Raw genomic sequence first — 13,369 nt, 5'->3', positions numbered from 1 at the left:
AGATCAATTTTTGATTCGGTTTCATACCCAGCTGGTCCAAACGTCTCGGTTATCCTTCATCCATTCCTTGACTGCCTCTTGGGGGGAAAGCCCGTTGTCAATGACCTTTGCTTGCAGTTCCTGTAGCTGATCGTTGTTCAGATCGTAGTTCTTGAGGATTTGCCAAAGGGTTGGGTGGTCCTTTTCGATGACGGACGATGCCCACTGGTAGATGACAGTCTCAGGCCACTGGCACGCGTACGTCTTGCCCCAGCACTCTTCAGAGTGTTCCGGGAACTCGATGCGGGTGAGGTCGTATTTCTGCGTCATGTAGTTCGGGCGCCACATCAGACCCAGCCAGGGCTTACCCTGCTCGTATGCCCGTGTCAGGTCGGCGTACAAAGCAGCTTCCGAACCGGCGAACACCATCTGGTAGTTCAGCTTGAGATTCTCAATCCGCTGGGGATCACCGTAGGCAAAGGCCCAAGACTCCGCGCCTGACATGTACTGCCCTTTATCGCCCGTCTTTGCAGTCGCGAATACGGAAGCACAAGCGTTCAGAGCCTCCCAATTCGGCAGTCCAGGACATGCAGGTTCGATACCTCTTTCTTTGTCACCTTTGATCACGTAGGTCGGGACGTACCATCCTTCTTCCCCGGGGTAGTCGGTGGTCCCAATTTCTACCACGCCCCCTTCGGCCCCGTACTTCTCCCAAAGCTCGGGCATTTGCCACCGCCAGTACGCCATCCCGACGATCGGCTGCCCCTCAGAGGCCGCTGCCATGGTTTCGGTTATAGCACCCTGAAGTACTTCAGCCTGACCACCCAGTTCATTCACCACGGCGGTCATCAAATTCGCCTGAATATCCTGCTCCAGGTCCCCGACCGTTGTGAACTGGACTTTGCCTTCTTTTTCAAGCGCCGCCGCGACTTCGGAATCCACTGCTTGTGAGCCGGGGCCAGCTGCTTCTTCCGGGGTGCAGCCGCTCACCAGGCCAATTGTGCACAGCCCTGCAACGACCGCCAGTGGCCACCGCCGATTGGTCATAAGGGAAAACTTGGTCATGGTGCCTCCTCAGACACTCAACATGGAAGGCGATCCTTGGTATCACCTGTCTCACTACCAGTGAAGATCCTTGGTGTGATTCCTAACACTGGGAAAATTCCAGCCGGCCCGTGTCCATTTGTGGGAGTAACGAATGTTGATGTGGCCTCATCGAAACCTGCAGCATGCAACCCGGTTGGATCTAGATGCGGACACAAAGCGAGGACTTTCTTGCCGGGCTACACCGCAGACTGAACAGCGGCGGTTAGCGTAACGAATAGTCCGTTGTTTCCTTCGTAGCCAGGTGCCGCATGTTGGACGTCAAATCATCCGGAACGCAGGGGCCCGTACCGGACCTTTGCGTTTCCTATGCCCCTTTTGGAGGAACTCCTGGAGTTAGAAGAGAGGTAACCGTCTGCCGCCAGGAGGCCTTCTTCTTGGCTCCTTTCAGTACCAGGGCTTGAGGATGATGCGTCCTTCCGCCTTTCCCTGCTCCACCATGTCATGAGCCTTTGCGGCGTCTGCAAGAGGCATAGAGGTGTGAATTATCGGGTGTATGAGACCTCGGGACAATAGGTGAAGGACGTCCTGGAGTTCGGAACGCGTACAGGCTTTCGAGCCGAGAAGGCGTATCTCCCGCATAATGAAGGCTCCGGGCAGAACTTCAACATTGCCGTTTTCCAGGTTTCCCAGGATCACTACGGTTCCGCCACGAGCGACGGCGCGGAGGCTGTTGGCCAAGGTGAACTTAGCGGTCAGGTCAACGATTGTCTGGGGCTGAATATTGCGGGCCCGGAGTTGTTCATCGAATTTTCCTTCGACTGCCAACACGACATGGTCTGCGTAGCTTTCCAAGCGCCCGACTTTTTGTGGACTCGAGGTAACGGCTATGACTTCTGCGCCGGAAGCCCGAGCAAGCTGCAGAGTATGTATGCCGACGCCTCCGCTTGCGCCCGTGACCAGTACGCGTTGGCCCGCTGAAACTCCGGCCAGTCTCAGGGCGTGGTATCCGGTTCCGATTGCGCAGGCTGCTATTGCCGCTGCCTCATACTGCACAGCGGTTGGTACCTTCGTCAGGCTTAGCTCGTCGATCGCGACATACTCGGCGTAAGCGCCGTCCAGGCCTTCGCCGTAGAGCTTGCCCTGCGCGCAAAGGACTTCCCTTCCCCCGAGGCAATCCCGGCAGCGGTGGCATGCCTGCCGTTGCGTTGCAGCAACCCGATCCCCTATTGAAACGGCTGATACTTCAGGGCCTGTTGCTACGACCATACCGGCGATTTCGTGGCCTGGAATGTGCCCGTTGGCGCAGTAGATTGCCCCGGAACGGTGCATCACGTCTTGACCGCACACGCCAACAGCCGCCACTTGCACAAGGACTTGTTTGGGGCCTGGCAGGGGTATGGGTTCAGACTTCAACTTCAGGACACCACTGGGCCCGGCAGCGTGGAGCCGGTAAGCCTGCATGGTTTGAGGAATCAACTTCTCGCCTGTTCTGGACACCGGAAGACTTCCCGACTTTGCTGTCAACAGCTCACGTGTTCTGTACAAAAAATTGAATAGTGGGCAGCGTATGCAAACGAACATTGGTGGCAAGACGTCCTGTCACGATGTCTTCAGCTGATCCGGTTAGAAGGAACACTGCTCTTGCCCGTTCAGCCGTTTAGAGCCTGTGCCGCCTTCGAAGGCCCCATGGTCCGGCACAATCGCCAAAACGTTGCGATGTTGTCCTGGCGAAGACGTACCGGTTCAATGGTCCGTTCAGATTCAAGCGCTTGGGCTACAGTACCTGTTCGAAGGAGCTCGTCCAGAATGGCCAGCGTCGGGGGGAGGAGCTTAAAGGTACCCGCAGCTTCCTTGTCGATCAGTTGTCTGACCGGCAACCAATGCGAACTGGATGCCTCAGTTGTTTGATGCAGAGGCTGTACATGCGCGGGCAGCCTGGTGGCAAAAAAGTATGTATCAAATCGTTTGGGGAGCCCCTCAGGGGTGACCCAGTTTGCCCAGGGCTTCAACATTTCCGGGCTCAAGGAGATGCCGCATTCCTCCATTACCTCTCGCGCCGCTGCGGCGACGAGGCGACCGGCGTTGTACGTGCTATTGGCCGCATTTACGCAAAGGCATGTATGTCGCCATGCGGTGGCATGAGCGTTCAGCAGCTCAGCACTGTATGTCCAACCGACTGAGTCGACGGCGTCCACTCTCCCCCCGGGGAATACGACGGCACTGGCGGCGAAATCCATGGTCGAAGCGCGATGCTGGACAAACACCTCGATGCCCAGTGGAGAGTCCCTCAGCATGACGACACTCACGGCGAGTTTCAGTGCCGGGTTTGTAATCTCACCTGTGTCTTGCCCTGGTGGGCCTGTCATTGCTGACTCCTGGGCTACCGCCCTGTTGGCATTGATCTGGGGGGTCATTAGGCGGCCCTGTTTGTTCTGCAATTTCGATTTCTCATGGGGCGTAAGCCGCAGAACGATACAACAAGACGGTCCATAAGCCTTCTTGGCAGACTCCTCCGTGCTGATTCAATATCTGCACCTGAGTTTTCACGATGCCCCTGTCGGCCTTAGTAACTGATGGCCTTAGCTCTGCTACCTGTTCCCGCACTGAAATCGTGTCACCAATCCTCACCGGCGCCGTGAGCTTCCAGTCGTGAATACCTAGGAAGGCTATGGCAGATCGTTCTTTCCAGCCCATTCCCATTTCTAGTCCAAAGGCGATGGCCAGTGCGCCGGGACCATGGAAAATTCTTCCGCCGTAGAGGGTTCGGCTGGCATATTCCTGATTGGTGTGCAGTGGATGCATGTCGCCGGACCAGGTCGCAAAGATAACCACATCTGTCTCGGTGATGGTGCGTCCTTGGGACAACCATGAATCTCCAACCTGGAGGTCTTCGAAATACCTGGTTGCAGATGGAATCAGGTGACTATCCGCTGCGGCTGTCATCGGTCCCTCTTTCACACTGTTTCCGATGCGGCTGAGTTCGTCCAACCTGCTTTGACCCGATCCGCTTCAAAGTTCCTGTTGGTAGTCTGATCGTAGGCTGCCCACTCGCGTGGAACGACACGTATGGGTTTTCCACTTGTAAGTTCTTCAGATACGTGAGCGATGACGCCCGGAAGTGTTGATAGCACGGCAATGCCAGTGCCCTCTTCGGGTGTAAAGCCCAACCCAAGCAGTATCGCTGCCATGACGCCAACATCATTGATGGGGATCTCGGATTTGCCGGGCAGCTTGGTAAAAGCCTTGTGCACGGCCTCATAGACGCAGGCGGGTTCTCCCCACAACCCTTCCGAAACGGCTATCAGCTTGAGGCGTTCCCCGCGTGGATCGATTGTTTTGAACACGGGATGCCCCAGGCCGGGAATTCTTTCCTTCGCCTGTCGCATGCTTTCCACTTTTGCTGCTGCGAAGTCTTCCAGGGCGAGCCCGGAGTTCAGGTATTCAGTATGGCTGTTGAGGATGAAGCGGCCTGTATCCTCGGTAGCCAGGGTATGCTTTCCCACTGACATGCAGGCAGCAGACATGCCTATTGCCATGCTTGGATTGGCGGATACAGCATATCTGGCAGCGACGGTACCGGGCTTCTCCAGGGCGTAATCCAGCACGCCGCTGAGGACCGCGTCGAGGACCCGGACCTCCTGTGGGGTGGGTACCCGGCCGCGGATGAGAAGGAAAATCGCTGCCGTAAACGGAATTTGTCCTATTAGGTCTTCCAGATCGTACCCGCGAACATACACTTTCCTGTCGGTGACCTGACTAATCGAGGACGACCAATACTCCTTGGACTGCCCCTCGGCTTCCGTTTGCATGTCTTCTCCCGAATCGTTACGTAGCTGAGAAGCCAGGATCGTATTTCTACCCGGGCCTTTGTCTGTCATGACAGAACTGTAGGGCGCCGTCAGGTGTCCCAATATTGGAGGTTTACCGAATGAGCGCCGGTTACGAGGGAGAGATTCCCAAAGCGGTGTCCTCGCGCTTCCTGTGGCCTGGTTCCGGGTCCTCCAGCGCAGGAATCAGCTGGAGGACCCGGGGATCTTAGGCCGTCGCGGGGACTGCTTGTCGGGGGCAGCGGCTACCCGTGCTGGTTGAACAAGGCAGAACCAAGTTGCCCCGACTCCTCATCGCCATTTCGGGGGTCGATGATTTCGGCCAAGTGCCTTGATGCCCCGTCGGTGTGATTCTGAAGAATTTGTCGCACCTGCATGTGGCAGCTGAAACCGTCGGTCAGGACAGGTGTCCCCTCCGGGAGAGCCCGGAGGGTGGGTGCAAGGGATTGTTCCGCGACGGCCATACTGACGTCATAGTGCTGGTGTTCAAAGCCGAAGTTGCCGGCTACGCCACAGCAGCCGTTGGCTTGCGCGATGGTTTCGACTCCTAAAGCGGTCAGCGCAGATGACTGCGTGGCACTTCCGAAGGTGGCGTATTCATGGCAATGGGTCTGGACGGCTACAGCTGGCGGGATCGCCCGCGGACGCCAGCCGTTGGCTGTTTGTTCCAGGATCGCACCCGCAAAGGTCTGGATTCGGCGTGCAACCCGCTGGGCGGCCTCCGTTTGCAGGAGCTCGGGAAGGTCTTTCCGGAGAGCGGCCGCACAACTGGGTTCCACGACGACGATTGGCCTGTCGGTACCGTCATCCAGGGCCTGAGTCGTTCGTTCCATGAGCTTGCGTGCAGTGTCCAATTGTCCGGTTGAAATCCATGTGAGGCCGCAGCACTGGTCGACGCTGCATTCCACCGTTCGCTCGGCGTCTTCCAGGACCCGCTTTGCAGCACCTGCGACGGCGGGCCGGAACCCTTTTGTAAAACTGTCTATAAACAGGACGGTATCGGCATTGGTCGGCGTGTTGTTGCCGATTTCTTGCCGAAGCTGCTCTCGGGAAGCAAAGGCTGGCATGCGACGGCGGGTGGTGATCCCTGCGGCGCGGGCTATTGGGCCTGCAAGGGGGCTTCCGAGGACAGCGTTAACCAGGGGGGCAACCAGGCTGGTGACTTTTAGCCACGTGGGCAGCCACCCGAGGCTGTAGTGAGACAGAGGACGTATCCGGCCCTGGTAAAAGTGGTGAAAGAACTCTGACTTATAAGAGGCCATGTCGACACCTGCTGGGCAGTCGGTTGAACACGCCTTGCATGACAGGCAGAGGTCCAGCGAATCCCTGACGTCTTGTGATTTCCACCCTTCCTGTGCGGTTCGGGATCCCATCACCATTTCCTGAAGCACGCGGGCGCGGGCCCTCGTGGAGTCTTTCTCGTCTCGTGTAGCGCGATAGCTGGGACACATGACACCGGTCCCTGCCGTTGTTCTGCAGCGTCCCACGCCGATGCACGACTGCACAGCATCCGTAAAGCCTTCCTGGCCCTTGTTGGTGGGCTCGAGAGCAAAGGAGGTCCGGAAGCCTCGTGTGGGGACACCGGCGAGAGCAAGCCCGGACATCATTGGGGCCGGCTTGGTGATAATGCCAGGATTAAGGATTTCGTTTGGGTCCCAGATTGCCTTGTATTGAGCGAAGGCGGCGAGGGCGGCAGAGCTGTACATTACAGACAGCAGTTCCGAGCGGGCCCGGCCATCCCCGTGTTCCCCGGACAAAGACCCGCCATGTCGGCTGACCAAGGCGGCCGCGTCCCGTAAGAACTGTTCCATGACTTCCCGTCCCGTCTCACTCCGGGGGTCAAAGGTAACGCGCACGTGGGTACAACCGGCCCCGAAGTGCCCGTACATGACGCCGCGCAACTGATGCCGAGCGAGCAAGCTGGTGAATTCTTTGAGATAGGCCGCAAGGTTCTCCGGGGCTACGGCCGCATCTTCCCATCCGGCCCAGGACTGGTCGCCACCAATAAGTCTTGATGACAGTCCGGCGCCGTCCTCTCTCACGCGCCAGAGGTTCGCCCGTTCCTGCGGATCGGGTACTGCCATACCGCCGAGGACATTTCCACGTTCGGCCAGTGTCCGCAGCAGTTCTTCGGCGCGCCGTTCAACATCTTTAAAGTTGGCGCCGTCGAGATCGACGTAGAGGTAAGCGTTGCCTTCGGGCAGGGCGCCTACAGCAGCTTCGCCGCGGCGATGACGAACGGTTTGGACGATAGCGTCGTCGATCCCTTCTACCGCGGCGGGGTTGAAACGCAGAATTTCTGGAACGTCCGAGGCAGCCGCCACGACATCGGGATAACCGAGACACACTAAAAGTGCAGCCGGTGCCACTTCGGCCAATTTCACGGTGGCAGAGACGATGACCGCGCATGTACCTTCACTGCCCGCAAGTGCCTTGGCGGTATTGAAACCATTCTCAGGCAGGAGATTGGCGAGCTGGTAACCGGAGACTTGTCGTGCAAGGCGACCAAATTCCGTTCGGAAAAGGGCAAGGTTGGCATCTGCCAAGTCCTTGAGTCCCCTTTGGATGCGAGCGGCTTCAGCATTGGCTTCGGTGTCCAAGGGATCAGTGGCGTTCACTCCGCCGGGCCCAACGGTCACCAGGTGACCCGATGCTGTGACCAGGTCCATCGACACGATGTGATCGGCAGTTCGACCGTCCCGTACCGAATGGTTCCCGCAGGCATCATTGCCGATGGCCCCGGCCACCGTTACGCGGCCCATACTAGAGGGGTCGGGAGCGAAAGTATAAGCACCCGCTGTGGACGCCTGGATGTGTTTCTGCAGCGTGGTCAGGACCATGCCGGGCTCAACCGTAACCGTCTTTGCATTCAGGTCCAAAGTCAGCAAGCGGTCCATGTGCCGGGAAAAATCGAGTACCAGGCCGCTTCCAATGGCGTTCCCGGCCATACTGGTCCCACCGCCCCGGCTCGTTATCGGGCAACCGTGGCGCTGACAGATGCTAACGATTGACCGGACTTGGTCGATGTCGCGCGGAAACGCCACTGCCAGTGGCCGTACACGATAGTTGGAGGCGTCGAATGAGTACTCTGTCAAGCGCCGACTACTGCTGTCTACTTCAACGCCGACACCTTCAAGTTCCTGAACAATCAATTCACGGATGTCTGGATTCATGGTGCTGAAACTTTCAATTAGGTGGGCGAACCTTGCCTGAGAAAGGGTCGGGAGTTTCGGCCGCACGCGAGTATGTCGCACGGTCGGAAGGAGCGAAGATGCAGCGATCTTACGGGCGTACCAGCAACGGTCGCGCCAGTACATCTTCAATTGACATCGCACCGCATTGGTCAAACTCCAATGAACACCGTTGAAGCTATCCAAGCATCGATCAATCCGCTGATCGCTGTTTAGGGGACGATGTCCTTACAAAGCCGGTGATGCGAGGCCGCCCCAAGGGCATCATGGTCCCCGGCCTGCACGGCTGGCGGCCACTGGTCCTGTAGGTTCCACTAGGTCGGTGGCAAAATGCCGTGAAGATGCCAGTTACGGCAGTAGGGCCGTCCCCGTACCTTGAATGTCATGGGAAGTAAAAGCGTAATCATCACAGGATCGGGATCAGGCATCGGCCGCGGCATCGCCCATGCATTTGTCGAAGCAGGCTACGAAGTCTTCGCCAGCGACATTTCTGAGGAACGTCTCGAAGAGACAAAGCGTGAACTGGGGTCCCCTGCGTCCCTGCACACACGGGTCGTGGATGTCAGCGACTATGACTCCGTCTCGTCGCTGGTAGACGAGGTTGTAGAAAAGACAGGAAAACTGGACGTCATGGTCAACAGCGCCGGTGTCTTTGACGGCTACGCCGACGTGCTGGAAACGACACCTGAATTGTGGGCAAAAATCATCGGCGTCAACCTGACCGGCGCCTTTTACGGGTGTCGGGCGGCAGCGCAGGTGATGACGAAGCAGAATAGCGGCCGAATCATCACCATCGGTTCCGTCGCGGGCCAACGAGGTGCAGCAGACGGCATTTCCTATGTGGCGTCCAAAGCCGGAATTGAGGGACTTACCCGCCGCCTCGCCATTGATGTCGCTCCTCACGGAGTCACGGCGAACGTGGTCGCTCCCGGTGTGATCAAGACAAACCTTCGTGCCACTTCCGAGGAAATCCTGGGCGACCTTGTCTCAACCCAGCAGCGGGGAATCGGCGTATCGCCCGAAATCATGGACTTCCTCATTCCTGCTAAACGGTCCGGGGAGCCGGCAGAAATCGCAAGTGTCGTCCTGTTCCTCGCTTCCGACGGCGCAGGTTACGTCAATGGGCAAACCATCCAGGTTGACGGCGGCTGGAACGCCACATAATTTCGCTCGGCAACTTAGATGAGCAATACATCACTACCAACGTCCCCGCCCCGGGGCCAACATGAACTCATGCGGAGCTCGCCCTCGCGGCGCTCCGAGAAGCGAAAGGTGTCTTTGTGATCAGGACAGCATTGACTGAGGCTCTAGGCCTCAAGCACCCCATCTGCTCGGCAGGAATGGCGCGGGTGGCACAAGCAGACCTTGTCACGGCCGTCAGCAATGCTGGAGGTTTGGGATGCTTAGGTGGAGTCAGCTTCATGCCGGATAACCTGGTGACCGAAATTGAGAAAATCAAGGCTGGCACTGACAAGCCCTTTGCGGTCAATCTCCTGCTCCCCGATTCCCTTACCACCGAAGACGAGGCACAGTGGGCACCCGTGCGCGAGCTGTGGCAGTCCCTCTCGGGTGCTGATCAAGAGAAACTGGCCGGGGTGGAAGCCCTCCTGACTCCCGGGGCCGTCGCCGACCAGGTCCAGATTGTCCTTGATGCAGCACCAGCGGCCGTCGTCCTGACCTTCGCAACCCCCGAGTGGTTTATCAAGGAGTGCAAGGATCGCGGGATCACTGTCTTTTCCCTTGTCGGTTCTGTTGGTAAGGCGAAGGAAGCCAGCCGTGCTGGCGTGGACTTTATCGTCGCCCAAGGAACTGAGGCCGGAGGCCATACGGGATATGCGTCCACAATGACCCTTGTGCCAGCGGTGATCGATGTGGTGGACCAGCCGGTCCTCGCCGCAGGAGGAATCGCGGATGGCCGCGGTCTGGCAGCCTCCCTTGCCCTGGGGGCGGCAGGCGTGTGGGTCGGTACGCGTTTCATTGCCAGCCCCGAAGCCTACGGACACGACAATTTCAAGAACCGTGTGATAGCCGGTTCCTTTAAGGACAGCACCATCACCTATTCCTATAGTGGGAAGCGAATGCGTGCCTTCGAAAACAAGTGGACCTCCGAGTGGGAATCTGCAGAGAAAAAGCCTGCAGGGTTCCCGGGGCAGTACGCCGTCGCAGGCACCCGTGTGGAAACCGGCTACCAGGACGGTGACATGGAGTACGGAATGATGCCGGTCGGCCAGACCATGCAGCTGGTCCACGAGATTCTGCCTGCAGGGCAAATCGTCGAAAATATGGCGTCGGACGCTGAGAAAATCCTGCAGGGACTAGCAGCGGGAAAATAACAACCTAACGGTGCCGGCGAACAAAATAAACGCCCGTTGAGTCGGAGTCCCCGGCTCAACGGGCACCGGGCGTCCTCAATCTCACAACTAAGCGGAGCGGAAATGAAGAACTCGTCAGTCGAGCAACTGGACGACTGCGTTTCAGCAATCGAAAAAATTGCTGATCAATACGCTGAACAAACGGCGATCATTGATGGCCAAACCACGGTCACTTACCGGGACCTGCAGAAGTCGATTGAACAGCGCGCAAAGACATTGCTGAGTGCCGGGCTTAAAGCAGGCTATCGGGTGGCTCTCATCGCCGAAAGCTCCGCCGAGTACCTCGCAACAGCCCTCGCCGTATGGCGCAGCGGAGGGGTGTTGGTTACTGTCTATCCTTCATCTGGCCCCGGCGACCTTGAGTACGCCGTGGACACCAGCGATCCCGCACTGATCATCACTTCGCCCGGCGTCAACCACGCCGTTGTCAGCGCTGCTTCGCGGAACGCACCGATTGTCGACATCACGGAGTTCCAGGTAACCGAGGTGCGACATGACGCAGAACCCAACCCTGAAGGTCTGCGGGAACCGCTCTCCATGATCTGTTTTTCGTCCGGCACTACCAGCCGTCCAAAGGCAATCATGCTGTCTGCTACCGCTATATATAACTGTGCTGATACCTACGGTGAAGTCTGGCACCTTTCTCCGGAAGACAGGGCCGTCATCTGCCTTCCCATGGCGTGGCTGTACGGCCTCGCCAGCACCTCCCTAGCCGTCTTGCTCAGGGGAGGAACTGTGATCGTTGTTCCCCGGGCCCGGCCGGAAATGCTGGCGCCAGCCATCAGCAAACACTCCGCTACATTTCTCGCCGGAGTCACCGCCACTTTCGGGAAGCTGGCCCAATACGTCGAGCAACAAGGAATCACAAGTCCTGCTTTTCCCTCACTCCGGCTATGCATATCAGGCGGGGAACCCAGAAATGAAGTTGCCTTCGCACGATGGCAGGCGAAGACAGGCGTCCCAGTTCTGGATGCGTATTGCGCTTCAGAGTGCCTACCCCTGGTGACATACGACCCCTTCACCGACCCGGCACCGAAGCCCGGCTCTGCCGGCAAACTGGTGCCCCGGTCCAAGCTGAAGGTTCTCGACGCCAACGGAATGCAAGTTCCAACCGGACAAATCGGTGAGGCATACTCCACCGGGCCCGGTCTAATGTTGGGGTACTGGCGCGACGCTGAACAAACACGAACCGTGATAACCGAAGACGGCTGGTATCGCACTAAGGACCTGGTTCGCGTGGACGACGAAGGCTACGTCTACGTGGTGGGACGGCTGTCTGATGTCATTATTCGCGGCGGGACAAACATTTCCCCGGCAGAAGTTGAGCGGGTACTTCAGCAGCATCCGTCCGTAGGGGAGGTCGCCGTTGTGGGCCTCCCTGACGACGTCTACGGCCAGCGGGTTGTGGCCGCCGTCGTCCCCCGGGACGCTACCCCGCTTGTCCCCGCCGACCTAAAAACATTCACCGCCGATCGCCTTTCGTCCTACAAAGTCCCTGACGAATTCATCACGGTTGCTGCCCTCCCGACGAATGCGACAACCGGAAAGGTCAGCAGGAAAGACGTCACGGCAATGTTGACTGCGAAACCCAGCCCAACAGCAGCTGGCCGCTGATCACATTCACCTTCCCCAAAACATCATGCGGCATACCTAAAGCTGCTGCCGCTCAGGACGAAGTTAGGACATGACTGATGAACCTCGACAAGGCTGGAGTCGTTGTTGTAGGCGGAGGAATAGTCGGCGTAACAACCGCCTACTTCCTTGCCACCAAAGGCCACAACGTGGTGCTCCTTGAGCAGAAGGAGTTAGCGCACGGAGCCTCAGGCCGCAATTTGGGCTTCCTGCACATGCAAAATCGCCACGGCGACTACGCCATCGAACTAACCCGTGCCGGCAGGGCTCTCTACGACGACTTTGCAGAGATCCTTGGGCCAAGCTTCGAATACCGCAGCAACGGCGCCATGACCTTCTTCTACACGGACGATCAGCGCCGGGTATACAAGGAGTTCGTCGAGGCCCGCATTGCTGATGGTTTCAAGGCCGAACTGCTTGACGACCAGGCAGCGCATGAAGCCGCACCCATTCTGCCGCCCGACGTCATCGGCGCAACTTTCAGCCCTGAAGACGGCCAGATTCGCACTCCAAAATTCGTTCGTGCGCTGGCCCAGGAATGTCGCAGGCTAGGAGTGCGCATACACGAGCACACACCGGTCCTCGGTCTGCATCGCAGCGGTTCCAAGGTCATAGGTGTCCGCACTGCTGCCGGCACCGTAGCAGCGGACAAGGTTGTCTGGGCAACGGGAATTTGGTCGACCATGCTCGAATCTGAAGGCGTAAAAGTGCCCCTTAAGCCTCATCGGCTGGGTGCAATTCTGCTTGGCCGTGTGGAAGAGAAGCTTGACAAAATTCTGAACGGTCCTTTGGCAGCGAAGCAATACGCCCATATCCGTAACCTCCCCAGCTACAGGGATGAATACTTCACGTCACCATCAGAGGACCTTTCACATGGTCTTGAACACATGGAGTGCGTGGCCAAAACAGAAGACGGAAACCTGTTCATCGGTTGCCCCATGGATTATCCCGATCAGCTCGACGACAAGATGCCGGCTGCGGGTATGAAGCTGGCTATCGACTCCTTGCTGCGGACCTTCCCGAACTACAGAAATCTAGGCATCGAAAGCGCATGGGCTGGCCTGGTCCCGGCTACCGCCGACTCCCTGCCGATCCTCGACGAAGTGGAAGAACTACCTGGACTCGTACTGGCAACCGGCCACGTCTACGGCAATCTAGCAGGGCCCATCACCGGAAAACTTGTTTCCGAGCTGCTTTCAGGGGAGCCCCTCAGCGTCTCCATCGACGAACTGTCCCTCTACAGGCCGTCCCTGACCGCCCCGGTCGATGGAGTCATCCGGTATTAGAACGTAGTAACGCTTTCCAACAACCATTCAGAAAG

At 58.1% G+C, this 13,369-nt stretch carries 10 protein-coding genes; 4 read left to right on the top strand and 6 right to left on the bottom strand.

Annotated features, from left to right (window positions below):
* Nucleotides 1-21: 21 nt before the first annotated feature.
* The 6 genes from ACLH0K_RS00445 to ACLH0K_RS00420 all read right to left on the bottom strand — a co-directional run bounded on the left by ACLH0K_RS00445 (nucleotide 22) and on the right by ACLH0K_RS00420 (nucleotide 8,026).
* Entirely contained in the window at nucleotides 22-1,044 is a 1,023-nt protein-coding gene (locus tag ACLH0K_RS00445; RefSeq protein ID WP_411374922.1) for a glycine betaine ABC transporter substrate-binding protein, read from the bottom strand.
* 426 nt (nucleotides 1,045-1,470) lie between these two features.
* Complete coding sequence (locus ACLH0K_RS00440; protein WP_411374921.1) at nucleotides 1,471-2,571, bottom strand: alcohol dehydrogenase catalytic domain-containing protein; 1,101 nt, start codon at nucleotides 2,569-2,571, stop codon at nucleotides 1,471-1,473.
* 104 nt (nucleotides 2,572-2,675) lie between these two features.
* Complete coding sequence (locus tag ACLH0K_RS00435; protein ID WP_411374920.1) at nucleotides 2,676-3,440, bottom strand: NUDIX hydrolase; 765 nt, start codon at nucleotides 3,438-3,440, stop codon at nucleotides 2,676-2,678.
* Between the two features lie 34 nt (nucleotides 3,441-3,474).
* A complete protein-coding gene (locus tag ACLH0K_RS00430) occupies nucleotides 3,475-3,969 on the bottom strand; it encodes a MaoC/PaaZ C-terminal domain-containing protein (RefSeq protein ID WP_411374919.1) in 495 nt (164 codons plus the stop codon).
* An 11-nt stretch (nucleotides 3,970-3,980) separates the two neighbouring features.
* Nucleotides 3,981-4,904 (bottom strand): citryl-CoA lyase, encoded by a 924-nt coding sequence (locus ACLH0K_RS00425; RefSeq protein ID WP_411374918.1) that lies wholly within the window; start codon nucleotides 4,902-4,904, stop codon nucleotides 3,981-3,983.
* 194 nt (nucleotides 4,905-5,098) lie between these two features.
* Entirely contained in the window at nucleotides 5,099-8,026 is a 2,928-nt protein-coding gene (locus ACLH0K_RS00420; protein ID WP_411374917.1) for an FAD-binding and (Fe-S)-binding domain-containing protein, read from the bottom strand.
* 402 nt (nucleotides 8,027-8,428) lie between these two features.
* Between ACLH0K_RS00420 and ACLH0K_RS00415 the strand changes: the two genes are divergently transcribed.
* The 4 genes from ACLH0K_RS00415 (at nucleotide 8,429) to ACLH0K_RS00400 (ending at nucleotide 13,334) form a co-directional block, all read left to right on the top strand.
* Nucleotides 8,429-9,208: an SDR family NAD(P)-dependent oxidoreductase gene (locus tag ACLH0K_RS00415; RefSeq protein WP_411374916.1), complete on the top strand. Its 780-nt coding sequence runs from the start codon at nucleotides 8,429-8,431 to the stop codon at nucleotides 9,206-9,208.
* Between the two features lie 116 nt (nucleotides 9,209-9,324).
* A complete protein-coding gene (locus ACLH0K_RS00410) occupies nucleotides 9,325-10,377 on the top strand; it encodes an NAD(P)H-dependent flavin oxidoreductase (protein ID WP_411374915.1) in 1,053 nt (350 codons plus the stop codon).
* Between the two features lie 102 nt (nucleotides 10,378-10,479).
* On the top strand, nucleotides 10,480-12,030 hold the full coding sequence (locus tag ACLH0K_RS00405) for a class I adenylate-forming enzyme family protein (protein WP_411374914.1): 1,551 nt from the start codon (nucleotides 10,480-10,482) through the stop codon (nucleotides 12,028-12,030).
* A 77-nt stretch (nucleotides 12,031-12,107) separates the two neighbouring features.
* Entirely contained in the window at nucleotides 12,108-13,334 is a 1,227-nt protein-coding gene (locus ACLH0K_RS00400) for an NAD(P)/FAD-dependent oxidoreductase (RefSeq protein ID WP_411374913.1), read from the top strand.
* Nucleotides 13,335-13,369 lie beyond the last annotated feature (35 nt).

It is taken from the genome of Arthrobacter sp. MPF02 (genome assembly GCF_046605375.1).
Classification (GTDB): domain Bacteria; phylum Actinomycetota; class Actinomycetes; order Actinomycetales; family Micrococcaceae; genus Arthrobacter.
This window is presented reverse-complemented; position numbering and strand designations above follow the sequence as displayed.

Coding starts and splice junctions, on each gene's coding strand:
- ACLH0K_RS00400 (WP_411374913.1), top strand. CDS start 12,108: ATGAACCTCGACAAGGCTGGAGTCGTTGTTGTAGGCGGAGGAATAGTC.
- ACLH0K_RS00415 (WP_411374916.1), top strand. CDS start 8,429: ATGGGAAGTAAAAGCGTAATCATCACAGGATCGGGATCAGGCATCGGC.
- ACLH0K_RS00435 (WP_411374920.1), bottom strand. CDS start 3,440: ATGACCCCCCAGATCAATGCCAACAGGGCGGTAGCCCAGGAGTCAGCA.
- ACLH0K_RS00405 (WP_411374914.1), top strand. CDS start 10,480: ATGAAGAACTCGTCAGTCGAGCAACTGGACGACTGCGTTTCAGCAATC.
- ACLH0K_RS00445 (WP_411374922.1), bottom strand. CDS start 1,044: ATGACCAAGTTTTCCCTTATGACCAATCGGCGGTGGCCACTGGCGGTC.
- ACLH0K_RS00430 (WP_411374919.1), bottom strand. CDS start 3,969: ATGACAGCCGCAGCGGATAGTCACCTGATTCCATCTGCAACCAGGTAT.
- ACLH0K_RS00425 (WP_411374918.1), bottom strand. CDS start 4,904: ATGACAGACAAAGGCCCGGGTAGAAATACGATCCTGGCTTCTCAGCTA.
- ACLH0K_RS00420 (WP_411374917.1), bottom strand. CDS start 8,026: ATGAATCCAGACATCCGTGAATTGATTGTTCAGGAACTTGAAGGTGTC.